This is a genomic window from Nitrosospira briensis C-128, assembly GCF_000619905.2.
In the GTDB taxonomy this organism is placed as follows: Bacteria; Pseudomonadota; Gammaproteobacteria; order Burkholderiales; family Nitrosomonadaceae; genus Nitrosospira; species Nitrosospira briensis.
Window position 1 is genome coordinate 903,617 of sequence record NZ_CP012371.1, and the last position, 24,511, is coordinate 928,127.

Annotated in this window: 26 protein-coding genes; 18 read left to right on the forward strand and 8 right to left on the reverse strand. The window is 54.3% G+C overall.

Features of this window, described 5'->3' with window-relative positions; all coding sequences use genetic code 11:
• Positions 1 to 10: 10 nt before the first annotated feature.
• The 10 genes from hisB (at position 11) to tatC (ending at position 6,528) form a co-directional block, all read left to right on the forward strand.
• Positions 11 to 598: an imidazoleglycerol-phosphate dehydratase HisB gene (hisB, locus tag F822_RS04090; RefSeq protein ID WP_025040762.1), complete on the forward strand. Its 588-nt coding sequence runs from the start codon at positions 11 to 13 to the stop codon at positions 596 to 598.
• A gap of 29 nt (positions 599 to 627) precedes the next feature.
• Positions 628 to 1,344 carry an imidazole glycerol phosphate synthase subunit HisH gene (hisH, locus tag F822_RS04095; protein ID WP_025040763.1) on the forward strand — a complete coding sequence of 239 codons (717 nt, stop codon included), beginning with the start codon at positions 628 to 630 and terminating at the stop codon, positions 1,342 to 1,344.
• Positions 1,345 to 1,357: 13 nt separating this feature from the next.
• Positions 1,358 to 2,125: a 1-(5-phosphoribosyl)-5-[(5-phosphoribosylamino)methylideneamino]imidazole-4-carboxamide isomerase gene (hisA, locus tag F822_RS04100; RefSeq protein WP_025040764.1), complete on the forward strand. Its 768-nt coding sequence runs from the start codon at positions 1,358 to 1,360 to the stop codon at positions 2,123 to 2,125.
• Positions 2,126 to 2,267: 142 nt separating this feature from the next.
• Positions 2,268 to 3,026, forward strand: a complete 759-nt coding sequence (hisF, locus tag F822_RS04105; protein WP_025040765.1) for an imidazole glycerol phosphate synthase subunit HisF — start codon at positions 2,268 to 2,270, stop codon at positions 3,024 to 3,026.
• Between the two features lie 391 nt (positions 3,027 to 3,417).
• On the forward strand, positions 3,418 to 3,807 hold the full coding sequence (gene hisI, locus F822_RS04110) for a phosphoribosyl-AMP cyclohydrolase (protein WP_025040766.1): 390 nt from the start codon (positions 3,418 to 3,420) through the stop codon (positions 3,805 to 3,807).
• Positions 3,804 to 4,130 carry a phosphoribosyl-ATP diphosphatase gene (locus F822_RS04115; protein ID WP_025040767.1) on the forward strand — a complete coding sequence of 109 codons (327 nt, stop codon included), beginning with the start codon at positions 3,804 to 3,806 and terminating at the stop codon, positions 4,128 to 4,130. The genes hisI and F822_RS04115 overlap by 4 nt, the downstream gene beginning before the upstream one ends.
• A 2-nt stretch (positions 4,131 to 4,132) precedes the next feature.
• A complete protein-coding gene (locus F822_RS04120; protein ID WP_025040768.1) occupies positions 4,133 to 4,486 on the forward strand; it encodes a histidine triad nucleotide-binding protein in 354 nt (117 codons plus the stop codon).
• An 11-nt stretch (positions 4,487 to 4,497) separates the two neighbouring features.
• The gene (tatA, locus tag F822_RS04125; RefSeq protein ID WP_025040769.1) at positions 4,498 to 4,725 is read left to right on the forward strand and encodes a Sec-independent protein translocase subunit TatA; all 228 of its coding nucleotides are present in this window, start codon (positions 4,498 to 4,500) and stop codon (positions 4,723 to 4,725) included.
• Between the two features lie 111 nt (positions 4,726 to 4,836).
• Entirely contained in the window at positions 4,837 to 5,271 is a 435-nt protein-coding gene (gene tatB / locus F822_RS04130; protein WP_025040770.1) for a Sec-independent protein translocase protein TatB, read from the forward strand.
• 459 nt (positions 5,272 to 5,730) lie between these two features.
• Positions 5,731 to 6,528, forward strand: a complete 798-nt coding sequence (gene tatC, locus F822_RS04140) for a twin-arginine translocase subunit TatC (RefSeq protein ID WP_025040772.1) — start codon at positions 5,731 to 5,733, stop codon at positions 6,526 to 6,528.
• Between the two features lie 167 nt (positions 6,529 to 6,695).
• Here the strand turns inward: tatC and F822_RS04145 are convergent, their stop codons facing one another.
• Positions 6,696 to 7,895, reverse strand: coding sequence for a Do family serine endopeptidase (locus tag F822_RS04145; protein WP_025040773.1), 1,200 nt, complete (start codon positions 7,893 to 7,895; stop codon positions 6,696 to 6,698).
• Between the two features lie 55 nt (positions 7,896 to 7,950).
• On the opposite strand from F822_RS04145, the gene F822_RS04150 reads away from it, so the two are divergent.
• The 6 genes from F822_RS04150 to pdxR all read left to right on the forward strand — a co-directional run bounded on the left by F822_RS04150 (position 7,951) and on the right by pdxR (position 15,400).
• Positions 7,951 to 8,700, forward strand: a complete 750-nt coding sequence (locus tag F822_RS04150; RefSeq protein WP_025040774.1) for a Nif3-like dinuclear metal center hexameric protein — start codon at positions 7,951 to 7,953, stop codon at positions 8,698 to 8,700.
• A gap of 442 nt (positions 8,701 to 9,142) precedes the next feature.
• Positions 9,143 to 10,966 carry a multiheme c-type cytochrome gene (locus tag F822_RS04155; RefSeq protein ID WP_231623567.1) on the forward strand — a complete coding sequence of 608 codons (1,824 nt, stop codon included), beginning with the start codon at positions 9,143 to 9,145 and terminating at the stop codon, positions 10,964 to 10,966.
• A gap of 33 nt (positions 10,967 to 10,999) precedes the next feature.
• Positions 11,000 to 12,037, forward strand: a complete 1,038-nt coding sequence (gene haoB / locus F822_RS04160; RefSeq protein WP_051536780.1) for a hydroxylamine oxidation protein HaoB — start codon at positions 11,000 to 11,002, stop codon at positions 12,035 to 12,037.
• A 367-nt stretch (positions 12,038 to 12,404) separates the two neighbouring features.
• Complete coding sequence (cycA, locus tag F822_RS04165; RefSeq protein WP_025042259.1) at positions 12,405 to 13,112, forward strand: cytochrome c-550 CycA; 708 nt, start codon at positions 12,405 to 12,407, stop codon at positions 13,110 to 13,112.
• Positions 13,112 to 13,711: a NapC/NirT family cytochrome c gene (locus tag F822_RS04170; RefSeq protein WP_053111332.1), complete on the forward strand. Its 600-nt coding sequence runs from the start codon at positions 13,112 to 13,114 to the stop codon at positions 13,709 to 13,711. Before cycA ends, F822_RS04170 begins: the two co-directional genes overlap by 1 nt.
• Positions 13,712 to 13,873: 162 nt before the next feature.
• Entirely contained in the window at positions 13,874 to 15,400 is a 1,527-nt protein-coding gene (gene pdxR, locus F822_RS04175) for a MocR-like pyridoxine biosynthesis transcription factor PdxR (RefSeq protein WP_025042268.1), read from the forward strand.
• Positions 15,401 to 15,646: 246 nt separating this feature from the next.
• On the opposite strand, the gene F822_RS04180 is transcribed toward pdxR, so the two are convergent.
• The 3 genes from F822_RS04180 to F822_RS04190 form a co-directional block, all read right to left on the reverse strand.
• Positions 15,647 to 16,897 (reverse strand): methane monooxygenase/ammonia monooxygenase subunit B, encoded by a 1,251-nt coding sequence (locus tag F822_RS04180; protein WP_025042265.1) that lies wholly within the window; start codon positions 16,895 to 16,897, stop codon positions 15,647 to 15,649.
• The gene (locus F822_RS04185) at positions 16,897 to 17,721 is read right to left on the reverse strand and encodes a methane monooxygenase/ammonia monooxygenase subunit A (protein ID WP_025042266.1); all 825 of its coding nucleotides are present in this window, start codon (positions 17,719 to 17,721) and stop codon (positions 16,897 to 16,899) included. Before F822_RS04185 ends, F822_RS04180 begins: the two co-directional genes overlap by 1 nt.
• A 263-nt stretch (positions 17,722 to 17,984) precedes the next feature.
• Positions 17,985 to 18,794, reverse strand: a complete 810-nt coding sequence (locus tag F822_RS04190; protein WP_053111335.1) for a methane monooxygenase/ammonia monooxygenase subunit C — start codon at positions 18,792 to 18,794, stop codon at positions 17,985 to 17,987.
• 723 nt (positions 18,795 to 19,517) lie between these two features.
• Here F822_RS04190 and gluQRS point away from each other — a divergent pair.
• On the forward strand, positions 19,518 to 20,381 hold the full coding sequence (gene gluQRS / locus F822_RS04195) for a tRNA glutamyl-Q(34) synthetase GluQRS (protein WP_331458273.1): 864 nt from the start codon (positions 19,518 to 19,520) through the stop codon (positions 20,379 to 20,381).
• A 374-nt stretch (positions 20,382 to 20,755) separates the two neighbouring features.
• Positions 20,756 to 21,913 carry an NAD(P)/FAD-dependent oxidoreductase gene (locus tag F822_RS04200; protein WP_025042181.1) on the forward strand — a complete coding sequence of 386 codons (1,158 nt, stop codon included), beginning with the start codon at positions 20,756 to 20,758 and terminating at the stop codon, positions 21,911 to 21,913.
• Positions 21,914 to 21,995: 82 nt separating this feature from the next.
• Here F822_RS04200 and F822_RS04205 read toward each other — a convergent pair whose 3' ends face one another.
• The 4 genes from F822_RS04205 to F822_RS04220 all read right to left on the reverse strand — a co-directional run bounded on the left by F822_RS04205 (position 21,996) and on the right by F822_RS04220 (position 24,489).
• Entirely contained in the window at positions 21,996 to 22,451 is a 456-nt protein-coding gene (locus F822_RS04205) for a DUF2806 domain-containing protein (RefSeq protein ID WP_025042182.1), read from the reverse strand.
• 93 nt (positions 22,452 to 22,544) lie between these two features.
• The gene (locus F822_RS04210; RefSeq protein ID WP_025042183.1) at positions 22,545 to 22,859 is read right to left on the reverse strand and encodes a hypothetical protein; all 315 of its coding nucleotides are present in this window, start codon (positions 22,857 to 22,859) and stop codon (positions 22,545 to 22,547) included.
• Positions 22,860 to 23,099: 240 nt separating this feature from the next.
• Positions 23,100 to 23,498 (reverse strand): 50S ribosomal protein L17, encoded by a 399-nt coding sequence (gene rplQ, locus F822_RS04215; RefSeq protein ID WP_025042184.1) that lies wholly within the window; start codon positions 23,496 to 23,498, stop codon positions 23,100 to 23,102.
• Positions 23,485 to 24,489, reverse strand: coding sequence for a DNA-directed RNA polymerase subunit alpha (locus F822_RS04220; protein WP_025042185.1), 1,005 nt, complete (start codon positions 24,487 to 24,489; stop codon positions 23,485 to 23,487). The genes rplQ and F822_RS04220 overlap by 14 nt, the downstream gene beginning before the upstream one ends.
• Between the last annotated feature and the right edge of the window lie 22 nt (positions 24,490 to 24,511).

Consider the following 24,511-nt stretch of genomic DNA (forward strand, 5'->3'; position numbering starts at 1 on the left):
TAACCTATCCATGCGTCAGGCCCAAATCAACCGAAACACCCTGGAAACCCAAATTAACGTCAAAGTTAATCTGGATGGTACCGGGAACGTAGCACTGGATACAGGAGTGCCATTTCTCGATCATATGCTGGACCAGGTGGCGCGCCACGGCATGATAGACATGGAGATCGCTGCTACAGGCGATCTGCACATCGATGCCCATCATACGGTAGAGGATATCGGCATCACCTTTGGACAGGCATTCAAGCAAGCTATCGGGGACAAGAAGGGCCTGCGCCGTTACGGCCATGCTTATGTGCCGCTGGATGAGGCGTTGACGCGGGTGGTGGTGGATCTCTCGGGACGCCCCGGCATGGCGTTTAACGTCGAATTTGTACGCGCCCGCATCGGCGAATTCGACGTGGATTTGATAAAAGAGTTCTTTCAAGGGTTTATCAATCATGCCATGGTGACCGTGCATATTGACAATCTGTCCGGCTGCAACGCGCATCATCAGGCAGAAACCGTATTCAAGGCATTTGGGCGTGCATTACGCATGGCAATCGAAACCGACCCCCGCGCCATGGGCACGATTCCGTCCACCAAAGGCTCCTTGTAGACATCCTCAACCCTCATCATTTACACAGCATGATTGATATTGCAATCGTTGACTACGGCATGGGTAATTTGCGCTCGGTGTCCAAAGCGCTGGAACACGTCGCGCCGACCGCCTCCATTGTCATTACCGACGATCCGGAGGTCGTACGGAAGGCTGGGCGTGTAGTGGTTCCAGGCCAAGGCGCAATGCCCGACTGCCTGCGGGAACTGGATAAACGCGGATTGCGCGGTGCGGTGCGTTATGCAGCGATGAGCAAGCCTTTTCTCGGTATCTGCATCGGCCTGCAAATGCTGTGCGACAGCAGCGAGGAAGGCAACGTGGAAGGCCTCGGCATTGTGGCCGGCACCGTGCGGCGTTTTCCCTCCGCGGCGGTGGCTGATATCAGCGGACAGCGATTCAAAGTGCCGCACATGGGCTGGAACCAGGTTCATCAAACCATTGAACATCCCTTGTGGAAAGATATCCCCAGCGATGCACGCTTTTATTTCGTGCACAGTTATTATGTGGAAACCGCCAATCCGGAATCGACGGCGGCTACCACCAACTATCCCTTTTCATTTACTAGCGCAGTGGCCAGGGATAATATTTTTGCCGTCCAGTTTCACCCGGAAAAAAGCCATGACGCAGGGTTGGCGCTGCTGAATAATTTTGTGCGATGGGAGCCGTTTCAGTTTCAGGAAGGGATAATCAAGTCCAGACGTGACCTCTTCCCGCTCCAAACTTCAAAACTCACTTCTACACTTTAAACCTGACTCAAAAATGCTGATTATTCCTGCGATAGACCTGAAAGACGGCCAATGCGTACGCCTGAAACAGGGCGTGATGGAAAACGCCACGGTATTTTCCGAAGATCCCGGCGCCATAGCCAGACATTGGCTGAGCCAGGGCGCCCGCCGATTGCATCTGGTGGATCTGAACGGCGCGTTTGCCGGCAGGCCAAAAAATGAGCCGGCCATACGTGATATTGTTGAGGCTATTGGTGACGAAATTCCGACCCAACTCGGGGGTGGCATACGTGACCTGGAAACTATCGAGCGTTATCTCGACGATGGCATTACTTACATTATCATCGGTACGGCAGCGGTGAAGACGCCGGGATTCCTGCATGATGCCTGCAACGCTTTCCCCGGCCATATCATGGTAGGACTGGACGCGAAGGACGGAAAGGTAGCTGTCAACGGCTGGTCTAAAGTGACTGGTCACGACGTCGTGGATCTCGCCAAAAAATTCCAGGATTACGGGGTCGAAGCGATCATCTATACCGATATCGGGCGCGACGGCATGTTGAGCGGCGTCAATGTGCAGGCCACGGTGGAACTGGCCAGGGCGCTTACTATTCCCGTCATTGCCAGCGGGGGCATCGGCAATCTTGACGATGTGAAAGCGCTCTGCGACCTCGAGTTGGAAGGTATCATGGGTGCAATTACGGGACGCGCCCTGTATGAAGGCGCTCTGGATTTCAAACTGGCACAAGCATTGGCGGATGAGCTGAGTATGAAAATATCCAACGACAAATCTCTCTCCTGATAAAGCTCCGTCTTCATTTCGAAAAAATAGAACTGCGGTAAATTCAGCTTCCAGGTAGATGATCTGCTACTAAGGGTACGAAGTGGCTGAGCATCTGCTCCAAAGCGGATGTCGGCAAATTTGCGATTTATAAAGGTATCGTATGGGTCTTGCCAAGCGTATCATTCCCTGCCTTGACGTAACAAATGGCCGTGTTGTCAAAGGCATCAATTTTGTCGGGCTTCGGGACGCGGGCGATCCTGTCGAAATATCACGCCGTTACGGTGATCAGGGAGCAGATGAACTGACCTTCCTCGACATCACTGCCAGTTCTGATAATCGTGACTTGATTCTTCGTATCATCGAGGAAGTTGCAGCCCAGGTATTCATTCCGTTAACCGTCGGTGGCGGGGTGCGCAAGGTTGAGGATGTGCGAAGGTTGCTGAATGCGGGTGCCGATAAAGTAAGCATCAATACTTCGGCGGTACAGAATCCTCAACTGGTGGCGGATGCCGCGAACCGTTACGGGTCTCAATGCATCGTGGTGGCGATAGACGCCAAGCGAGTCGGCGATGGCTGGGAAGTATTCACTCACGGGGGGCGTCAGGCTACCGGCATGGATGCGGTCGAGTGGGCCAAAAAACTGCAATCGCTGGGGGCAGGTGAAATATTGCTCACCAGCATGGACAAGGATGGTACCCGCAACGGGTTTGATCTGGCACTGACTCGCGCCGTATCCGACGCGGTGGATGTGCCGGTGATCGCGAGTGGTGGCGTCGGTAATTTGCATCACCTGGTGGAAGGAATCGTAGAAGGTCATGCCGACGCGGTGCTGGCGGCCAGTATTTTCCATTATGGCGATTACGCTATACTTCAGGCCAAAGAGTATATGGCGGAACACGGCATTGAAGTACGGCTTTAGTAGTAGAATAACCAGTTCACTCGCATGGATACCCCGAATGGGATGCCACGAAAGCAACGACCGCTGCAGCGAGGCAGAGATGGAATGTCCCAAAGATAAGGAATGGCGAGTACGCGAATGACTGGCATTCTGCTTTCCTTTCCGGAGCGAGGAAAATCCGATACACCAGATTCCGAAAACCCTTCATTCCACCCGATCTGTAGACGCAGGCGCTCACTGTTTATCTATTATCCCCGGTGCGCGCCGTCGAATCAGACAGCCTTTATCGCACCTTCTGAGCATCCATCAATGCCAGTCAAGCTGAAACCCGGAATCAGCTCTTCACCACCAAGCGCTCCATTGAAGACCTATATTTAAAGCGTTCCGAATAACCTGATCCTAAAGCATATCCATGTCCGACATTTGGCTCAACAAGATAAACTGGTCTGACGACGGACTCGTGCAAGTCGTTACGCAGGAGGCCGGCAGCAAGGCGGTGCTGATGGTCGCCTGGATGAATCGTGAAGCATTGAAGCTCACCGTGCAAACCGGCGAGGCACATTATTGGTCGCGCTCTCGCAGGAAACTCTGGCATAAAGGTGAAGAATCAGGGCACGTTCAGAAAGTAAAAGAAATCCGGCTGGATTGCGACGAGGACGTTCTGTTGCTGACGGTGGAACAAGTGGATGGCATCGCTTGTCATACCGGCAGACATAATTGTTTTTTCAATAAATTGGAAAACGGCCAATGGACAGTGGCAGCGCCGGTAATCAAGAGTCCGGAAGAGATATACAGAAAATGACCGATCCAGCTATGCTTTACCGGTTGGCTGAAGTTATTGAAGTCCGGAAAAATGCCGATCCTGCAGCTTCATATGTCGCAAAGTTGCTGCATGACGGGCAGGACAAGATTCTGAAGAAAATTGCGGAAGAGTCGGCGGAAGTCTTGCTGGCATCGAAAGAGCAGGACAAATCGCATGTAGTACGAGAGGTTGCGGACCTGTGGTTTCACTGCCTGGTGCTGCTGGCCCACCACAACCTGGGGCCCGACGATGTGCTGAACGAGCTACGGCGCAGAGAGGGGGTTTCGGGGGTGGATGAAAAAGCAGCGCGAAAGGCGCGATAAAAATGGACAGCTGTGTTTTCTGTAAAATCGTGCGGGGAGAAATTCCCAGTGAAAAAATCTATGAAGACGCTGATGTTTTTGCTTTTCACGATATTCACCCCGCAGCGCCGATACATTTCATGTTGATACCCAAGCTACACATCGGTTCGCTTGACGAAGTCGAAGATAAGCACCGCAGTTTGCTGGGCGAGATGATGGTACTGATACCCAGGCTGGCGAGGGAGCAAGGCTGCACGGATGGCTTTCGTACCATTATCAACACCGGGCGCGTCGGGGGACAGGAGGTTCATCACCTGCATATTCATATCATAGGCGGCAGCGAACGCTTGCCACCTATGATTCCTCACCCAAGATAAAGGAGTAAATTATGGGATCATTCAGCATTTGGCACTGGCTGATCGTTCTGCTGATTGTTGTTCTGGTATTTGGCACCAAGAAACTCCGCAATATCGGCAGCGATCTGGGCGGTGCAGTGAAAGGCTTCAAGGAAGGCGTAAAAACGGCTGATGAAGAGGCGCTATCTTCTGTGTCTCATGAAGCAGGTGCCCGGACCATCGAAGTGGATGCCAGGGAAAAGGCGCAGTCAAAATCCTGAGGCCAGCGAGCAGAAGTGAAAAATTCAGCTAATGGGATGTAACGAATCGCGAATCGCGGAAATACCATCCGATAGCCGTTCGCTACGCTTCACCGGTAATTCCCATAAAAAATGTTCGATATCAGCTTCGCGGAAATTCTCGTTATAGCAGTCGTGGGGCTGGTCGTCATCGGTCCCGAGCGGCTTCCCAAGGTGGCACGTACGCTAGGGCATCTGTTCGGCCGGGCGCAGCGTTACGCCAACGATGTCAAGAATGACATCCAGCGCGAAATGGAACTGGAAGAACTCAAAAAATGGAAAGCTTCCGTGGAGGGAACCGCTCGTTCCATCGAAGACTCGGTACAAAAAGAAATGACGCAGTTCCAGGACATGATGGAAACGGAAACAGGATCAAAATCTTCCACGACTACTTCTGTGTCTTCTCCCGAAGCCACGGAGGAAGCTTCAGCATCGTTCCCTTCCCCCACTCCAGTCAGCCCGGCCACGTCGTCGATCAAATCGGAATCAAGCCACGAAGCAGCTGGAACAGAAGTACATCGCGAGTAGTTTAGCGCCGGATAACATATACTCGCTGACGCGAACCGGTATCTATCCGGTTCAATTCTTTGGCTCCCGCTCACAATAATCCTAAATCCGGCAGTCGACCGCTTATTTTCCGGTTTAACGTTATAATCGAAAAGGATTTTTTGTACTCCATGAGCTTCACCTTCCTGGTGCGATCGCTACAGGGCGAATTGAACAGTTTTTGCGGCACAGCGCTGCGTTGCAACTCCTTGGAATGGAACGGCGTCGCCCGAGGAACCCCGCGAAGCGGGGATCTGGCAGCGCAGGGGATGCCGCGATCGCGCTCCACACGCAAGGGGGCGCCCGCATCCCGCTTCGGGGTCGCACCTTCCTGCGGAAGGCACTGCTCCGCCCTGCGCGGTCGCATTCCGCGTCGTTGCGCCTTGCTCTGCACCCCAAAAACCGCCCACTCCACCCCATTCAACTGCCGGATTTAGGATAATGAGTACCGACGAAACATTCATTTCCCATCTTGTGGAACTTCGTGCCAGGCTGATACGGGCATTCGGCGGACTCTTGCTGGGTTTTATCCCCTGCGCCTACTACGCACGAGAACTCTACTCATTGCTGGCACAGCCTCTGCTGGATAAGCTTCCCCAAGGGGGTCAGATGATTGCAACCGAAGTGGTGACGCCCTTTTTCGTGCCGATGAAAGTTGCCATGATGGCCGCTTTTATCATTACCCTGCCGCACACGCTCTATCAAATATGGGCGTTTGTCGCACCCGGGTTGTATTCCCACGAAAAACGCCTTGTCCTGCCGCTCGTCTTCACCAGCAGCCTCCTGTTCATATGCGGCATGGGGTTTGCTTATTTTGCCGCTCTGCCCGTGGTATTCGAATTCATTACCCAATTCGCACCAGAGGGCGTGGCGGTCATGACCGATATCGGCAGGTATCTCGATTTTGTGTTGACTATGTTCATTGCCTTCGGCATCACCTTCGAGGTACCGATATTGGTCGTGATACTCGTCCGGGCAGGCATTGTCTCGGTCGAAAAACTAAAGGCGATACGGCGCTATGTTCTTGTCGGTGCATTCGTCATCGGCGCGATATTCACCCCCCCGGATGTGGTTTCGCAATTCATGCTGGCAGTGCCGCTTTATTTGCTGTACGAATTAGGCATACTGGTGGCGGGGCTCGTTATCCAACCAGCGAGGCTATCAGCTCACCAGCCGTCAAACGACATGGATACGGAGCAGGAACTGGAGGAGGCTGAAACAAGGAAAAGAAACGGCTAAGGAATTCTGAATGGCTGGCGGATTTCACCAACCAGCCTCAGGAAGTCCTGCTGCCAGATTCCGTACCGCTATCTGCGCCGCGGTAACCCTCTCGCCGCCGTGTATTACACGGATAAGCTTTTCTACTTCGGTACGGAAAATTCAGCTGTTGACCTCGTACCTCAAACTTATTCCATCGTATCCGGGTCTTGGTACTGCTCTTGAGGCGCGGGCGTGGGGCGCTTGCCGACATTGATCTGAATGGATTTCTCCGTCTGATTGCGCATCACGGTAATGTCGGCTGCTTCTCCCGGCAACAATGCCGCGATCAGATTGAGCATCACGGATGAATCAACTACCGGGCTTCCCTTCACTGCCACAATGATATCCCCTGGTTTTACACCAGCCCGATCTGCGGGTCCCCCCTTGAGTACCCCGGCAATCAAGGCACCGTTGGTGTTGGGGCGCTTGAACGATTCAGCCAGTTCCGGGGTCAAGTCTTGCACTTCCACTCCAATCCAGCCGCGCGTTACGCCACCGGTCTGGATAATCTGCTCCATTATCTGCTTGGCTACGCTGGTTGTAATGGCAAAGCCGATGCCGAGCGATCCGCCAGTACGAGATACAATCGCCGTATTGATGCCAATCAGATTGCCGGAGGCGTCGACCAGGGCGCCCCCTGAATTGCCGGGGTTGATGGCCGCATCAGTCTGAATGAAATTTTCAAAGGTATTGATGCCCATATGTGTCCGCCCCAGGGCGCTGATGATACCCATGGTAACCGTCTGTCCCACACCGAAGGGATTTCCGATTGCAAGCACGACATCGCCGACCCTGGCATTATCGGAGTGCCCGAAGGTCATGGTCGGAAGCGCTTCCATATCCACTCTTACAACCGCAAGATCGGTCTCCGGATCTGACCCGATGACGCGGGCCTTGGCCTTTCTGCCGTCGGCCAGCGCAACCTCGATTTCATCCGCCGCCTCTATCACATGATGATTGGTAAGAATATAGCCTTCGGAACTGACAATTACCCCGGACCCGAGACTCGATGCACGCCGGCTCTGCGGCGATTCGAAGCGATCACCAAAGAAACGCCGGAACATGGGATCTTCCATCAGCGGATGGGAGGCTATCTTCACTTCCTTGCTGGTAAAAACGTTGACGACCGATGGCATGGCCTTTTGCGCCGCATCGCTGAAGCTGGCGGGCAAGGAGGCATTCTGGCGCGCCGTGTCGGAAACAACCGCTTCTTTTATGGTTACCACGGCACCACCGCCGCCGCGCGATTGCCAGGGCAACAGTTCGGGTCTTAAAGTGGAAACGACAAACAATGCGGCAAGGACTATCGTTACCGTTTGTGCGAAAATCAGCCAGAGCTTGTGCATTTGGGATTTAGGTTTCGAGATTTAGTATGATTTTTATAAAGACCAGACGAATATGATGCGATTGGATAAGCTCGAAATCTATTTGAACCAACTCCTGAACATTGCCCATTTCCGTGATTATTGCCCAAATGGGCTGCAAGTGGAAGGCCGAAGTGAGGTGCATCATCTGGTTAGCGGTGTAACGGCCTCATTGGATTTCATTCAAGCCGCTATTGAAGCCGGCGCGGATGCTCTGCTCGTACATCATGGTTATTTCTGGCGTGGTGAGGACCCATGCCTTGTTGGCAGGAAACACCGCCGTATTGCGCGGTTGATTGCGCACGACGTCGGGCTTCTCTCTTATCATCTGCCGCTGGACGCCCACCCGGAACTGGGCAACAACGCTCAACTGGCCCACAGGCTAGGTCTCGTCGAAACGGGCCGTTTTGGCGATCAGAATATTGCCATGCACGGAACGCTTTCGCCGGATATGCAGAACGTGAAAGGACTGCGCATGAATATCGAACGTGCCCTGGGGCGCGAACCTTTGGTAATCGGCGAGGATTCGAAGACAGTGACACGCATAGCCTGGTGTACCGGCGGTGCTCAGGATTATTTCGACGAAGCTATCCGTCTGGGCGTGGATGCGTATATCACCGGGGAAATTTCTGAGCGAACCGTTCATGACGCCCGCGAGTCCGGCGTTGCTTTTATTGCGGCCGGGCATCATGCGACCGAGCGGTACGGCGTACAGGCATTGGGTGAACATATCGCACAGAAATTTGGCATCACGCATCAGTTCATTGATATCGACAGTCCGGTATGAAAAAGCCAAAAATGTTTAACCCAGATAATCCATTAGGACGCGGGATGATGGCGAGGCAGGTTGCGAGACAGTTTTGCCGGTTGAGAGAAGTCCATAGCCTGGTCTATGGACGCCGAGCAAGCGGAGAGAATGGCCGCAAACTGACCGCCAGCACTCGCGTAGGCTCGCAGAGCCACCTAATGCATTATCTGGGTTTATCTTGTTTTTCTGATCTTCCATCGCCCGATACTTCCTTATCAAAGCCTGCATGCCCCCACTGCTGCAGATACATGAAGGCCGTCATCCTGCCGGCAGCTTTATCTAGCTGCTGAAGCGGTATCAGTGGTACCAGAAAGAGTCATGGTGCTGGTGCTACACGTTTATATAAACCAGCTATAAAGTATGGTCATAATAAATTCAAAAAATTACGCGGGGTTATACCCTTGCCTATAAGGAGAGTCCATTGATCGGCTCCATGGCATTTCCCGCGGTGATGTCGCCTGATTGCCTGGCGATCCGGGTTTCGAGTCTGGATATCGGACACAACAAATCAACACGGAGTAAGGAGAGAAAAATGGTTGTCAAACCTTGGCTGAAGCTGGTCACGCTCGCATGCGGCGCCTTATTGGCGGCGTCTGCGTACGCGGACTTTCCCAGCGTCCCCAAAGAAACGTACAAAGCGCTGAACCTGCAGCAATCGGCCTCACCGAAAGAATTGCACCAGGCGCTGGTCAAGCGCTACAAAGACCCGGCACAAGGTGCGGGCCGTGGCACCCTGGCCAAATACTGGGAGCCCATTCCCATGAGCATGTACTTTGACCCTGCCTCCTTCTACAAGCCGCCCACCTCCATGAAAGAAGTGGCTGCGCGCGACGAATGCGTCAAATGCCACACCGACGAATCGCCGGTCTGGGTCAACGCCTGGAAAAAGAGCACCCACGCCAACCTGGACAAGATCCGCAACTTAAAGCCTGACGACCCCATTTACTACAAGAAAGCCAAACTGGAAGACGTCGAGAAGAACCTTCGCTCCATGAACCGGCTCGGCGCCACCGAAAAGCTCAAGGAAGTTGGTTGCATCGACTGCCACGTCGACATCAACGCCAAAGGCAAAGCCGACCACATGAAAGACCTGCGCATGCCCACCGCAGACGTCTGCGGCACCTGCCACCTGCAGGAATTTGCCGAACGCGAATCCGAGCGCGACACCTTGATCTGGCCCAACAAGCAATGGCCGCAGGGACGCCCCTCGCACGCCCTTGACTGGAAAGCCAACGTCGAAGTCGCCGTATTTGCCGCCATGCCCCAGCGCGAGATTGCCGAAGGCTGCAGCATGTGCCACACCAACCAGAACAAATGCGACATGTGCCACACCCGGCACGAATTCTCCGCGGCCGAATCGCGTCAGCCCGAAGCGTGCGCCACCTGCCACAGCGGCGTAGACCACAACAACTGGGAAGCCTACTCCATGAGCAAGCACGGCAAGATCGTGTCCCTCATGGGCGACAAATGGAACTGGGAAGTCCCCCTGAAGGACGCCTACGCCAAAGGCGGACAGACCGCCCCCACCTGTGCCGGCTGCCACTTCGAGTATGAAGGCAAATACGCCCACAACGTCGTCAGAAAGATACGCTGGGCCAACTACCCCGCCGTTCCCGGCATAGCCGAGAACATCACCAGCGAATGGTCCGAAGAGCGGCTTGACTCCTGGGTCAAGACCTGCACCCAGTGCCACTCCGAACGCTTCGCCCGCTCCTACCTCGAATTCATGGACAAAGGCACCCTGCATGGCCTGGCCAAATTCAAGGAAGCCCACGGCGTAGCCGAGAAACTCTACAAGGATGGCCTGCTCACCGGCCAGAAGACCAACCGTCCCGCCCCCCTGGCACCCGACAAAGAAATGTTTGCCGGCTTCACCCAGCTCTACTGGTCCAAGGACAACAACCCTGCCGCCATCGAGCTCAAAGTCCTGGAAATGGGTGAGAACAACCTGCCCAAACTGCACGTAGGCTTAGCCCACGTCAACCCGGGCGGCTGGACCTACACCGAAGGCTGGGGACCCATGAACCGCGACTACGTCGAAGTCATGGACGAAAACACCAAGATTCGCGAAATGGCCGCCTTGCAGGCACGGGTCGCCAAAATGGAATCCAGCCGACGCTCCAGCCTGCTTGACATCCAGAGCACCGATGACAAGCTCTCCCTGGGCGGCCTGGGCGGCGGCATGCTCCTGGCCGGCACCCTGGCTCTGGCTGGCTGGCGCCGCCGTGAAAAAAGCGAACGCTAACATTTGAGCACCTCAACTTCAACCCGCGCCCCCGTGGCGCGGCGTAACACCAAACTCCTCCCCTCACTGGGCATCCTCCTGGTGGCGGGAGGAATTCTTTTACTCCTCTGGTTTGGCTGGCTCTGGTTCAACCCCGGCCCCGCCCCCTATCGCTACCAGCTCGTCACCGAAGGCGGCATCGACCAGTTTCCGCAACTGGGCCTGCCGGCAGACATCGACCCCGCCCTCAAGCTGGCCCAATACGAAGTCTATGCCGAAGGCGTCGACCAGCCCCTGGCACTCACCCACACCGCCAGGCTGGGCGACCACCCACCCGTGCGGCTCGACTGGGAAAACCACACCAGCGAACTGCTCGTCACCGTCGACAACAAACTCAGCGAACTTGCCGCCCTGTCTGTTGCCATCGCCAAGCATGCGCCCAAGGACGCGCTCATCCTCGCCTGGTGGGACACCTCGCGCCAGGTCAACCTCCTGGCCGGACGCGACACCCTGTTCACCACCCGCATCGGCGAACCCCTGATCGTCCCCACCCCGTGGCTTGAGCGCACCGACGCCATCAAACGCTACGAGAGCGAATTCTGGGGCGCGCCCGCCGGCGAACAGGAACGCGCCACCTTCCAGCGCTTCGCCGACGCCCTCCTGGCCCCGCCCGAGACCGGCGCCGCCCTGCTGCGCGAACTGGCAGGCAACCGCGAAGCCTACATTGCCATCCACGTCAACGACCTCTACAAACTGGGGCTCATGCGCCCCCAGTTTGACATCACCTACAAGAACTTCCCCATGGAAGGCAACATGCACGGCCTGATCGGCTACCTCAAGACCTGGATGCAGAGCAACCAGTTCGACACCTACACCCTGCAATCCATTTCCGACAAAATGGTGCGCGCCTACTTCCTGCACAAAGGCCCCAACAGCGAGAGCCTCATCGCCCAGATGCTGCCCTTCACCGAATCCCAGCCCCTGGAACTGCAAGCCCTCCAGCTCATCTACCAGCAAGGCGGCTACTGGGTCTACAAGATCCCCGCCCCCGGCGACGGCGCAAGCGGCGCCGACCTCCCCGAAGGCACCTGATTCCGGCGATATAACGCAGACACAGCGCAGACACCGCGACAGATACAAGCGAGCAGACCCCAGACCCGAAGACCCACCAGACCACCGCCCCGGCCCACCCGCCTGCGGCGGGCTGGCGGTACCAGTGGTACCAGAAAGAGTCATGGTACTGGTGCTACCCGTTTACAGAAACCGGAGATACAGTATGGGCAAAATCCGGAATCCGGTAGTAGACCGCGCATTTATCGCTTAAGCGTTATAATACAAAGGATTTTACGTTTCCCGTGCGCTTCGCTTTCAGGGGCACGCTGCAAGCGTCGGATTCAGGATAAAAAAAGTTTTAATAACACCCGGATAATTTTGTCTCGCCAGAAAAAAAGGAGAAACCATGAGCCATCGCATGACATTAGTCCTCGCCGCAGCCGCCATGCTGGCGGTAGTTGCAGGCAGTGCTACCGCGCAATCGTATGAAGGCCGCAAGAAGTGCAGTTCCTGTCACAAGAGCCAGGCCGAATCGTGGGGCGACACCGCGCACGCCAAAGCCATGGACTCCCTGAAGCCCAACACCAAAGCCGAGGCCAAGAAGAAGGCCAAGCTCGACCCGACCAAGGACTACACCAAGGACAAGGACTGCGTAGGCTGTCACGTCGACGGTTGGGGCAAGGAAGGCGGCTACACCGTCGAAGACCCGAGCAAGTTCACCACCGGCGTGGGCTGCGAATCGTGCCATGGTCCCGGCTCCAAGTATCGCGGCACCCACCGCAAGGCCGGTGCTGCCTTCGAGAAATCGAAGAAGACCGCCCCGCGCCAGACCTTGGCCGATGCCGGACAGGACTTCAGCTTTGAAGAAAGCTGCAACGCCTGCCACATGAACTACGAAGGCAGCCCGTGGAAGGGCGCCAAGAAGCCCTACACCCCCTTCACCCCCGCGGTGGACAAGAAGTACACCTTCGACTTTGACAAGTACGTCAAGGACACCAAGGCCATGCACGAGCACTACAAACTGGACGGCACCTTCACTGGCGAGCCGAAGTTCAAGTACCATGACGACTTCCAGGCCAAGGCCAAAGTGGGTGTGAAAGGTTCGGAGGACTGATGGCGGGAATGAAAGCAGGCGGCACCCTGCTCACAGGTGCCGTACTGGGAATCGTGATGGTGGCGGTGGTATTCGGCGGCGAGGCCGCCGTCTCCACCACCGAATTCTGCACCAGTTGCCATTCCATGAGTTATCCCGCGGAGGAGCTCAAGACCTCCTCGCACTATGGCGCGCTGGGGGCCAACCCCGGCTGCAAGGACTGCCATATCCCGCAGGGCTTCAAGAACTTCCACCTGGCGGTGGCCACCCACGTGGTGGATGGGGCGCGCGAGCTGTACATGGAGTTTGCCGAGGATTACTCCACCCTGGAGAAGTTCAACGAGCGCCGGCTGATCATGGCGCACGATGCACGCATGAACCTGAAGAAGTGGGACAGCCGCACCTGTCGTGAATGCCACAAGAATCCGCAACCGCCCGGTGCCGATGCCAAGGCTGCGCACAAGAAGATGGAGACTGAAGGGGCGACCTGCATCGACTGCCACCAGAACCTGGTGCACAAGGAGGCCCCCGAGACCGACTTGAACGAGAGCAAGAAACAGGGCAAACTGGTCCTCAAACCTGAAAAGAAGGATGACGACGAGGAGGATGAGGAGGAGTGAGTGGGTCGTGCTGAGCTATCGAAATAGACGCCACTCTCATCATTTACGATAGGGGCTGGTATAGCAGTACCAGCCGGTTTACGCCAGCTCTGCGAATATGTCAGAATCACATGTTTATTCGGAATCGGAATCCAGCGGGCTGGCGTCCCGCCAGGAAGAAATATGGCAATTCCCATTGAACTTGACCACGGCAGCGGCCAATCGCTGCAGGGTCAGATATTCGAGCAATTACGCTACCTCATCCTTGGCGGTAGGCTAAAGCCCGGCACGCTGATTCCGGCGAGCCGGGTACTTGCCGAACAGCTAGGCATTTCCCGTAATACCGTCCTGCTCGTATACGAACGTTTAATCGCCGAAGGCTACCTTCAGGTACGAAAGGCGATTGGAACATACGTAAATCTTGAGCTACCTGAAACCTGCCTGGCGGCGACACGCAGAACTGCTGCTTCTGTTCCTGTTCACGGCGAGACGGCAAAACCTCCCGTAATTCCTTTTATCGGCCGGATGCCGGTCAAAAGCAGCGCGCAGCGCCTGGATTTTGATTTTTGCCCGGACCGGATTGGGCTCGATTTATTCCCCCATAAGATATGGCGCCGTTTCATCAACAGGATATTTACCTCCACCGGCACCCAGTTTACGGAATCCTGTGATTCGGGTGGTTTGCCACAGCTGAGAGAGGTGATTGCCGAATACCTTGGAGTAGCGCGCGGAATCAGCGTTTCCGCTGACCAGGTGATTATTACTGCCGGCTCGCAGGAGGGGCTGAATCTCGCAGCCCGGTTACTGATAAAGGAAGGCACGCGCGTTGCTATGGAGAACCCCTGTTATCGGGGTGCGGCATCTCTGTTTGAAAGTTATTACGCGAAATTGGTTCAGGTGCCAGTCGATGAGGCGGGACTGGATGTAACGCAATTGCCTGAGGATGGCGCTGCGCTTCTGTACGTTACCCCCTCTCATCAATTTCCCCTTGGCTTCACGCTATCGAATGAGCGACGTTTGAAGCTTCTGGAGTGGGCTCGACGTTGTGGCACATACATTATAGAAGATGATTACGACTCCGATTTCCGGTACCGCGGCTCACCATTGACAGCGCTCATGGGCCTGGATGATCACGGCTGTGTCATGTATCTGGGGACATTCTCCAAATCAATGGGTGCGGGGCTGCGCCTGGGCTATCTTGTGGTACCCAAAGCGCTGATCCCTGCTGCGCGGGCGGCCAAGGCATTACTCAATAATGGCCATGCGTGGCTGGACCAGGCAACGATGGCTGAATTTATTCGTAGTGGTGCCTACGGCAACCATTTGAGGCGCATGCGCAGCATCTACTCCAAGCGCCACGATTGCCTCATAGAGGCACTACGCAGACATTTCGGCGCAGTCCAACTTTCGGGGCTGGAGAGCGGTCTGCACCTCGCCTGGCATCTGCCTGCCGACTATCCTGATGCATCCGAGCTTCAGGCGCTTGCGCTGCGTCATGGGGTGGGTATCTATTCCATTGGTCCCGGCCTCGCTCATGATTTCGGGACGTGCAGCTTTAGCAAGCACACGCTTGTGCTTGGTTTTTCTTGCCTTAATGAGCATCAGATTCGAGCAGGAGTAAGACGTATGGCTGATGCATTTGCGGGTCTGCCAGCAAATTCCGTTTCTGCAGGAGCGGATAAACGCAGCTTATCGGGATCACCCCTTTAAGCTATCCGGTCTCTATCAGCCGAACAATCCGTAGGAGTCTACTTGATTGGTGAGCCAACCTGGCTCCGCAATCATTTTATTATCAGGCTGCCTTCTCACCCGTGAGAGATTTGAAGGGATAGAAGAAGCCTGCTATTTTTATTTTTATGCTGCATAAAAAACACCGATCCACCTTTCCGTCTGGCGACGGCGGCGGACCGGTGTCATGCCTTGCGGGACGGGGCTAGGCCTTGTGTCCCATGCGGCTTAGAGCTTGGTGAAGACCGGTATGACGGCGCCCGCTATGCTGTTGATGTTGCGATCGCCACTGTCGTTCCATGTCATGAGCAATCCGCCAAATCGGCTTTCCGGGTCGCCCAGCAAGGCCATGAGCCGCTGTACTTCCCACAGTGCGTCTTTCGCTTCCATCTTCACTTCACGGGTCTCGCCCGGCTGTATCGGGGTCTCGTTGTCAAACGATAAGCCGGTGGCCACGAGTTCCTTCGGATAGTTGCGGTCCATGTGCTTCAAGCCCACTTTGTTGATGAACCGGATGCCGGCCGTGGTGAATTCGCCAATGCGGTAGGCTGAATCGCCGCTGTTGGTGACGCTCATGGTGACGCGCAGTGCCCGCCCCGGTACGTCGTAGTTGGCGTGGGTCACTTTGATGGAGATGGGGTTGGGTTTCACCGGCAACGGGGCAACCTTGGATTCACCCGCCTGGATGGGCACGGTGTAGGGATGCTTGTTTTCGGTGTAACGGTAGCCGCCCCATACGAGTCCAATGGTGGCAAGCAGTACGATCCAGGCCACTTTGGTGTCCATCGGGTCCAGCAGCAGTTCGTCGCCGTAGGCCAGCAGTACGCGGCTGCGCGGCAGGAACATGGGCCGGGCAACGTAGTAGCCGATCCAGAAGATGCCCAGTCCCATCCACAGGGCGTGCCAGAAGAGGCCGTTGCCCAGGTTGAAGGTTTCGGTATCGATGGTCTCGCCTGTCAGCAGTTTGACGGGGTTGGTGAAGTCATCCCAGCTGCCGGTGATGTTCATCCAGGCGGCGGGGCCGGCAATCGGGCCTGCATCCTTGATGTTCAGCATGGCGTGCATGTGATGGCGACCCGGGATGCGGGCTTTGAGCCTGACTTCGAAGGCGTAGTCGCGTCCGATTTCGAGCGGGCCTGCAATCATGGTCGGTTCGCCGTTCAGCTTGGTGGAGAGGCGTACGAACACGGGGCTGGGGCTGCCGACGTTGAAGAAGGCGCGGCCCGGTTTGCCAACAGCACGCGGCCAGTCTTCGGCCAGGTGAAATTTGCCGGTCATGCTGGCCAGGTCGTTCACTTTGGTGGTCTCAGGTCCCCATTTCATGTCGTACCACTGGATGGTACGCATGCGCAGGAAGGGTTCCTGGGACCGTTCGCCGTGGGCCTGGGCCGGGGTGACGTCGAGCATGAAGGTCATGCCCAGGGCTGCCATGCCGCACAGGCCGGTCAGGCTGCGCTTGATGAGGTTGTTGAATTCCATTATTTGATCCCCTCGGGAAAGCCTTCTTCGCCAAATGCGGTGACGTCGTTTTTCATGGTGACGCGGCCACGGGCTCCTTTGACGTAGAAGAATGCGGTGCAGTAAAGTTTGCCGAAGTACCACCAGAGGCAGAACATGAGCATGGAGACGAAGGCGGCAAAGAATGAGGCGATGACGGTGGTGTGGCCGCCAAAGGTTCTGAGTGAGCCTTGTTCGATGTTGCGTACGTACTCGGGGGTGCCGGTGCGAACGTACAGGAAGCCGGTGTAGTCAGCAACCGACAACAATACGCCTTCGGCTACCAGCGGCAGGTGGGTCGGGCCAAAGATGGGCCAGTTACCCGGGTAGAACAGGAGTCCGAATGCGCCTCCGCCAACCAGGGCTGTGATCATCCAGTTGCGGGTGAGCAGCATGACGGTGTCCATGACCAGTGCGCCCGGTATCATGGTGGAGGGGAAGACGAAGCTGATGGGGTAGTGCGACCACCAGTAGAAGCCCCAGTAGCGGGTCAGCCATTCGCCGGTCAGCAGGCAGACGACGCAGAGGGTGGCGCCAAAGGGCAGCCGGTAGTTGACCCACAGGTAGTACATGATGGCGGCGCAATAGGTGATGCCCACGATGGGGGTCACTACCGGCCACCATTGGCGGTCTTTCCAGTCCAGCCAGAAGTCCCAGTCGCCTGCCAGCAGCATGAAGTGCATGTGGTAGGTTCCAACCAGGAGGATACATAGAATCGGGAAATATACCGCGTCTATCATCCTGGACATCTTTACTGCTTCCGGCGGCATCTTGGCCGCCTTCAGTATTTCATCGGTTCTGCTCATCGCACCCTCCCCTCAAATGTCTACGATCTTAATACGTGAATGATGTGTTGCTGTTGCGTGTTGCTTGGTGCTGCTTGTCCTCTTTCCGCCCCAGCTTGTTTTTTTTGGGCTGGGTCTTTGTTCGCCGCAGCGGCGGTAGCGGCGGGCCGCTCTGCTGTCGGGTTGCGGCGGCAGGGCGGCCCAAGGTTCCTCAGGGTTCCTCGAGTCCGGGTGGTACCGAATCAAAAAGACCGGCTGAACTTGGGTTCAGCCGGTCTTTCAGGTTACGGTACGATCCGGTTGTTGAGGATGACTTTGCTTTGGCCATTCCAGACGACGTCGGTCAGGTTGGAGTAGCGGGTGATGATCTGTGCTGCAATCCCGCCTGCAAACAGTCCCGACCAGCCCAGGATGACGAAGCCCCAGTGCAGCGGTGCGCTGAAGAGTTCTTCCATGAACCAGAAGGCATGACCCCATTCGTTCAAGCCTACGTTCGGCAGGATCATGAGCGGTCCGGCAATGGCCATGACGAGCGGGAACGAGGTGCCACGGGAGTACAGCGGCAGGCGGGTCATGGCGTACAGGTAGCTTGCCACGCCGCAGACGATGTACATGGGGAAGGAGCCGTAGAATACGACTACGTGGCTGGGGGTGAAGCTGGTGTCGCGGATGATGACCTGGTGCCAGGAGGCGTCCTGCTCGGTGAAGAAGCTGCCGCCCCAGTAAACGCCAAACAGGTAGACGCCAAGCCACATCATCCAGTAGAAGTAACGCTTGACTTCCAGTTTGGGGTCAAGGTTGTCCAGGTTGGTGTCGCGGGTCTTCCAGATCCAGCCCCAGGTGATGAGGGCAAAGATCGGCATGACGATCATGTGGACGCGCCACAGTCCCATCCATACTTTTTCAAACTCGGGTTCCATGGAGTCCATGCCGTGCGAGTAGGCGAAGGTCCGTTGGTACCAGACCCAGAATATCGCTACCAGCAGCATGGTGATGAGCCCGAATTTGTACCACCTCGAGTCATACCACTCCGACATGTCGTAGTCCCGGCCGCTTGCCTTGGCGTGACCCGACGTTCCTAGTGTTGTTGCCATGTTGTTTCCTCCTGTTGCCTTGTTTCGTTGATCAAGTGCTGCGCGCTCTACCAGCTTGTCCTGCCCCTCCGTTCCTGAACTTGCCTCTGTTCCTGAACTACTCTACGCCGGTAGAAACTTCGATAATTTGTTGCTGTCCTTCTTTCCTTCAATCTGGTGTTGCTCGTTATGTCTGGTTTACTACTCAATACTTCGGGTGTTGCTCGATATTTCCGGTGTTGCTTAGGCTGCTGGTGTTGCTCGATACGGTCCAACGTGTTTCATGTGTTTCTCTATGCCTGCGTTTCTGAATACGGTGTTACCAATACGTTACATACCCATAACCCCATAAAGACTATCCCCGAAGATGCCCTAAGTCAAGCAGTTTGTCGGGACTACAATAGAGCATCTTGTATAGCAATTTCCATGCCAAATTTGTGGGGTTTTTCATAAAACTTTCGGCATGTAGTCAAGTTGGGCATCCCTCAGTCCGCCGTCGCTTGGAAAAAAGCAGTAAACAATGATATGGTTCCGTTTTTCTTGGCGGGTCCTAATGGAAGATATCCGGCTAGTGGCAGAATAAGCTAAGATAATTCTGGAAGCGTATTATCACTGTTACCACATTTTCTTGTCGATTTTTTCGTCGATTTAATTACTGCCCACCCTTGATACCCCAGATCGATTAAGTTGACCGGTGGCTAATAGTCTACCCATTTTTCCAGCCTATTGTGGACGCTTTGCTCCATGACCGGACCGCTGCATTTCGGCTCCCTTGTTGCTGCCGTTGGCAGCTATCTTGAGGCGAAATCACGCCAGGGCAAGTGGATGGTCAGGATCGAAAACCTGGATCCGACGCGCGAAATTGCCGGCGTATCGGGGAAAATCCTGAATACCCTGCAAGCGCTGGGAATGGAATGGGATGGTGAGATTGTCTATCAAAAACAGCGGTACAAAACGTATCAGGCAGCGCTCGCTGTACTTGAAAGACAACATTTGATTTATCCCTGCGTCTGTAGCCGCAAGGAAATTGCGGATTCCACGATCACAGGAATAGATGGACCCATTTATCCTGACACCTGCCGTGGACGCTCCCTTCATGACAAATGCCCAGGGGCACGGCGAATACGAACGGATGACAGACTGATCCAGTTCAAGGATTCGTTGCAAGGACTGGTTCTACATCGATTGCACAGTGATATTGGGGATTTCGTGCTGTGCCGTGCCGATGGGGTTTTTGCTTATCAGTTGGCGGTGGTCGTTGACGACGCCGAGCAAGGGGTCACTCATGTGGTGCGTGGGAAAGATTTGCTGAATTCCACTTCTCGCCAGATATACCTGCAACAATTGCTGGGTTATCCGACCCCCTCCTATCTGCATCTTCCGGTAGTGGTTAACGCTCAAGGTGAGAAACTCAGTAAACAGACCTGCGCTACGCCTCTTGATGTTTCCGATCCGATGCCGCAATTAATGATGGCGATACGTTTCCTGGGTCAAGCGCCGCCGGCAGAATTGATCGGAAGCGATATCGGTTCATTTTGGAAGTGGGCAACAGAAAACTGGAAGCCTGGGAGGATTCCTGAAAATAAGGAAACTTCCAGCAGAAATTGAATTCAGCCAAGATGGCCCCTCATCAAGACATTCGTGCTACGCTGCTGCCCTGATTACGATAGAGGCTGAGTAATTGGGCGGCAATCTCATAACTCGTTAAAATGTTATACGAAATAAACCCAGATAATCCATTGGGACGCGAGATGATGGCGAGGCAGGTTACGGGACAGTTTTGCCAGTTGGGAGAAGTCCATAGCTTGGTCTATGGACGCCGCGCAGGTAGCGAAAATGGCCGCAAACTGACCGCCAGCACTCGCGTAGGCTCGTAGAGCCGCCTAATGAATTATCTGGGTTAAATATAGCCCTGCCGGGATCCCGGAGGGGGTACTGATGAATGAAATAACAGAACTGATTTGCATTGCGAAGGAGGGGTAGTGCCTTTTCTACCATTTTACATACCCAGGCATAAGCAACTCAAAATTGTGATAGTGGGTGGCGGTTATGCGGGAATTGCAGCGCTGGTAACTCTTCTGCGCCATATGCCCGAGGCCCGCATCACGATCATCGATCCCAGGCTTCATCATCTCAAGATTACGCATATACATGAAACGTTCCGGTATCCACTGGACGACTTCCTCGTATCGTTTTCCGATCTGGAAAATCGCTTTGGCTGCCGGCACGTTTGCGCCCAGCTGATCCTGAATGACTGTGTTCTCCAGCGGTGCCAGAAAGATAAATTTATCGTCGTCAACGACGAAATACTGGAATTTGATTATCTTCTGGTAGCCTCAGGTTCGCCCCTTGCGCAGCTGAGTAAATCAGACGATATTTTCGACCTCAATGATTTCATGATCACCGCCGGCTCTGACTTGCTGAACCGTCAACGCGATATACATGAGTCCGGCGAGAAAATCATTTCGGTAATAGGCGGAGGCGCCACAGGTATTCAATTTCTTTTCGAAATCGCCCATTTTCTTCGGCGCCGGAAATTCGGATGGAAGTTACGCTTGATTCACGGAGAGGATCGCGTACTTAACCAGTTTGGAGTAGGTTTTTCAGAATATACCCAGGCACGCATGTCTGAACTGGATATTGATTTTTATCCTAATACGCGTTACCGCGGCCAGGCAGCAAATGAGATTTTGCTGGAAGAAAGCGATACGGGTCGCCAATTCAAGCTCCCATCCATCATCTCCCTACTGTTTCTCGGCAAAAAACTTGACACACCACTTTTCGCCAATGCATTCGGACAGATTGTGATCGAGCAGAAACAGATGGAGAATATTTTTACCGCCGGCGATTGTTCCATATATAACTCTGCCGGTTCCAATACCATGACAGCGCAATCCGGTGTTCGCAAAGGAATGCTGGCGGCAAGAAATATTTTACGTCACTCCGGCTCATTGAAATTGCTGGAGCCGTACTTTCATCGCGACCTGGGTTACGTCATCAGTCTCGGACCATCGGATGCCGTCGGTTGGCTGGCACTCGAAGGTAACGTGGTGGGCGGCATGCCGGCGTTGATGATCAAGGAGATGGTAGAGGCCCAATATGATTTATTGCTGACGGGAATCGACACGTATCTGGTTTAAGCTTGAATGCCTGGTTTAGCAATATCGTTTAACAATACCATATCGTTAAAGAAGGATAGTTGAGCCGGTAAAGTATTCGGTATCAACGATTCGCCAGGATAGACGATATAACCATGCCCTGCTGAAACCATCTACCGATCACATATTCATAGAACTCCTGATTTTGCTTATTGCTGAAAACAGTGGCCAACGCTTTTCCTTTTTCTGTCAGGAGAACGTGGCCAAGATCAAGTTGATTGTTCGCTTCCTCCACAAACTGGATCTTCGTAGCCCCGCCGAAATAAAACAGGCGGGTATGCTTGCCGAACCATCTCTTCACATATCCAGCGGCCTCAAAGGATATCAAGCCGATCGACTCCAAATGTTTTAATACTCGCAAGTTGATACCCTGTTTTGTATAAACCGGATGCTCCGGATTATAAATTAAAGGCAGCGGCTCCCCTTGAATCCATACAAACTGGCAAAGAGACGTAAAAAGCGCTGCATCGTCTTCATCAAGATCAGGGGTATGGGTATCTATCTCTTTTTTTGAGGACATTGCCAACGCAGTATCAATGAAGTTTTTTCTTTCTTGAAGGTTTGGCTGCGCTTGGGCAAATTTTTGATGGAAATGCCGGGATGGTGTAGTGCGTTAAAATTGATGACCGCGACGGGAAAGTTCCTCATCAATTTTTTCGAGAAAACCTATATTTTTTTTCCGCTGTTTTTCGCCCTTGTACCAGGTAAAGCAGGCAAGAGTACCAAGCAAGACCAGGAGAAGGTTGGTCCCGGTCGGGCCGCCGAAAAACATATCCATAAGCCCGGTCAACAATGCAAACGCACCCGCTATACCATTCCAGTTCAAGAACTTGTTTCCCCACGTCGGGGCTTCACGTTGGAGACGCCACGCAAGAAGTTTCTCACGTATCGAAACAAGTTCCGCCACGGTCCAAGTCGTTAAATCCATCGGAATAGCCCCAGCTGAAATAAAATATACATAACCGGTCGAATGTCCATGCTAGCGATAGCTCAGACCAGTGTATGTTGGAAGCATACAAGAATTCTCCGGACCAGACAATGGTTTATGCTTGGGCGGAGATAATGCAGTTTTTGTTCCACGATGCTGAACCGCATCAGTTTATCAATGCCAATCAAACATAAAGAAGCCGGGATAACCCGGCTTCTTTTTTTTACCTATTGCCAGCACTTACGCATCGGCTTTTCCAGCTGTAGTCGCAGTTAATTGTTCTGGTCGATCCAGCAATTCCACCAATGCCATCGGGGCGTTGTCACCCTTGCGAAAACCGAATTTAAGAATACGCAAGTAACCGCCGTTACGTGTTTGATACCGGGGACCCAGTTCACCGAATAATTTCCCGACCATGTCACGATCGCGCAAGCGATTGAAGGCCAGACGTCGATTTGCCAGCGATGGTTTTTTGCCCAGCGTTATCATCGGCTCGATTACACGACGCAACTCCTTGGCCTTAGGTAGAGTGGTTTTAATCACCTCATGCCGCAACAATGAATTGGTCATGTTACGTAGCATCGCCAACCGGTGGCTGCTCGTTCGATTTAGCTTTCGTAGCCCGTTATGGTGCCGCATGACTTGTTTCCTTTTTTCCCTTATCAAGATTGGCAGGCGGCCAACTTTCCAGCTTCATGCCCAGCGTCAACCCGCGGGAGGCCAATACCTCCTTTATTTCATTGAGAGATTTTCTTCCCAAATTGGGGGTTTTCAGCAATTCCGTTTCTGTGCGCTGAATCAGGTCGCCAATATAATAGATGTTCTCCGCTTTCAGGCAATTGGCCGAGCGCACGGTAAGCTCCAAATCATCCACCGGTCGAAGTAATACTGGATCGATCTGGGGCAATTTTGGCTGCTCCACCGGTAACGGTGTGCCCTTCAGGTCAGCAAATATGGAGAGTTGCTCAACCAGCACCTTCGCTGCATAACGGATCGCCTCCTCTGGATCGACAACGCCGTTGGTTTCAATATCCATAACGAGCTTGTCGAGGTCGGTACGCTGCTCAACCCGAGCACTCTCCACCGCATAACTTACGCGCCGCACCGGACTGAAAGAAGCATCCAGCAAAATACTGCCCAGAGCACGCCCTTCACTTGTCAATTGCCGCACGGTTCCAGGTACATAACCGCGCCCAAGTTCAACCTTGATTTGCATATCCAGCTTCCCACCGGCAGTAAGGTGTGCCACCACATGATCTGGATTAATGATCTCCACATCATGTCCCGCCTCGATGTCGCCGGCAGTGACCGTACCTTCACCTTTCTTTTTGAGGATCAGAATGGCCTCGGTTCGGCTGTGCAGCTTTAAAACGATACCCTTGAGATTGAGCAGGATATCGACCACATCCTCTTGTACACCATCCAGCGCAGAATACTCATGCACTACACCGCTAATCTGAACCTCGGTTGGTGCGAATCCTGGCATGGACGATAGCAAAATTCGACGTAACGCATTTCCCAACGTGTGTCCGTACCCACGTTCAAACGGTTCCATGATAATTTTGGCATGCAGCGGGGAAATATTCTGCACGTCAATAATGCGGGGCGTAAGAAAAGTGTTACTTGGCATAGCCTGATCCTTTTGCCGAAAC

What these genes read in the sequence shown, in the direction of transcription:
- hisB (WP_025040762.1), top strand. Translation starts at nt 11, where the DNA reads ATGCGTCAGGCCCAAATCAACCGAAACACCCTGGAAACCCAAATTAAC.
- hisH (WP_025040763.1), top strand. Translation starts at nt 628, where the DNA reads ATGATTGATATTGCAATCGTTGACTACGGCATGGGTAATTTGCGCTCG.
- hisA (WP_025040764.1), top strand. Translation starts at nt 1,358, where the DNA reads ATGCTGATTATTCCTGCGATAGACCTGAAAGACGGCCAATGCGTACGC.
- hisF (WP_025040765.1), top strand. Translation starts at nt 2,268, where the DNA reads ATGGGTCTTGCCAAGCGTATCATTCCCTGCCTTGACGTAACAAATGGC.
- hisI (WP_025040766.1), top strand. Translation starts at nt 3,418, where the DNA reads ATGTCCGACATTTGGCTCAACAAGATAAACTGGTCTGACGACGGACTC.
- F822_RS04115 (WP_025040767.1), top strand. Translation starts at nt 3,804, where the DNA reads ATGACCGATCCAGCTATGCTTTACCGGTTGGCTGAAGTTATTGAAGTC.
- F822_RS04120 (WP_025040768.1), top strand. Translation starts at nt 4,133, where the DNA reads ATGGACAGCTGTGTTTTCTGTAAAATCGTGCGGGGAGAAATTCCCAGT.
- tatA (WP_025040769.1), top strand. Translation starts at nt 4,498, where the DNA reads ATGGGATCATTCAGCATTTGGCACTGGCTGATCGTTCTGCTGATTGTT.
- tatB (WP_025040770.1), top strand. Translation starts at nt 4,837, where the DNA reads ATGTTCGATATCAGCTTCGCGGAAATTCTCGTTATAGCAGTCGTGGGG.
- tatC (WP_025040772.1), top strand. Translation starts at nt 5,731, where the DNA reads ATGAGTACCGACGAAACATTCATTTCCCATCTTGTGGAACTTCGTGCC.
- F822_RS04145 (WP_025040773.1), bottom strand. Translation starts at nt 7,895, where the DNA reads ATGCACAAGCTCTGGCTGATTTTCGCACAAACGGTAACGATAGTCCTT.
- F822_RS04150 (WP_025040774.1), top strand. Translation starts at nt 7,951, where the DNA reads ATGCGATTGGATAAGCTCGAAATCTATTTGAACCAACTCCTGAACATT.
- cycA (WP_025042259.1), top strand. Translation starts at nt 12,405, where the DNA reads ATGAGCCATCGCATGACATTAGTCCTCGCCGCAGCCGCCATGCTGGCG.
- F822_RS04170 (WP_053111332.1), top strand. Translation starts at nt 13,112, where the DNA reads ATGGCGGGAATGAAAGCAGGCGGCACCCTGCTCACAGGTGCCGTACTG.
- pdxR (WP_025042268.1), top strand. Translation starts at nt 13,874, where the DNA reads ATGGCAATTCCCATTGAACTTGACCACGGCAGCGGCCAATCGCTGCAG.
- F822_RS04180 (WP_025042265.1), bottom strand. Translation starts at nt 16,897, where the DNA reads ATGGAATTCAACAACCTCATCAAGCGCAGCCTGACCGGCCTGTGCGGC.
- F822_RS04185 (WP_025042266.1), bottom strand. Translation starts at nt 17,721, where the DNA reads ATGAGCAGAACCGATGAAATACTGAAGGCGGCCAAGATGCCGCCGGAA.
- F822_RS04190 (WP_053111335.1), bottom strand. Translation starts at nt 18,794, where the DNA reads ATGGCAACAACACTAGGAACGTCGGGTCACGCCAAGGCAAGCGGCCGG.
- gluQRS (WP_331458273.1), top strand. Translation starts at nt 19,518, where the DNA reads ATGACCGGACCGCTGCATTTCGGCTCCCTTGTTGCTGCCGTTGGCAGC.
- F822_RS04205 (WP_025042182.1), bottom strand. Translation starts at nt 22,451, where the DNA reads ATGTCCTCAAAAAAAGAGATAGATACCCATACCCCTGATCTTGATGAA.
- F822_RS04210 (WP_025042183.1), bottom strand. Translation starts at nt 22,859, where the DNA reads ATGGATTTAACGACTTGGACCGTGGCGGAACTTGTTTCGATACGTGAG.
- rplQ (WP_025042184.1), bottom strand. Translation starts at nt 23,498, where the DNA reads ATGCGGCACCATAACGGGCTACGAAAGCTAAATCGAACGAGCAGCCAC.
- F822_RS04220 (WP_025042185.1), bottom strand. Translation starts at nt 24,489, where the DNA reads ATGCCAAGTAACACTTTTCTTACGCCCCGCATTATTGACGTGCAGAAT.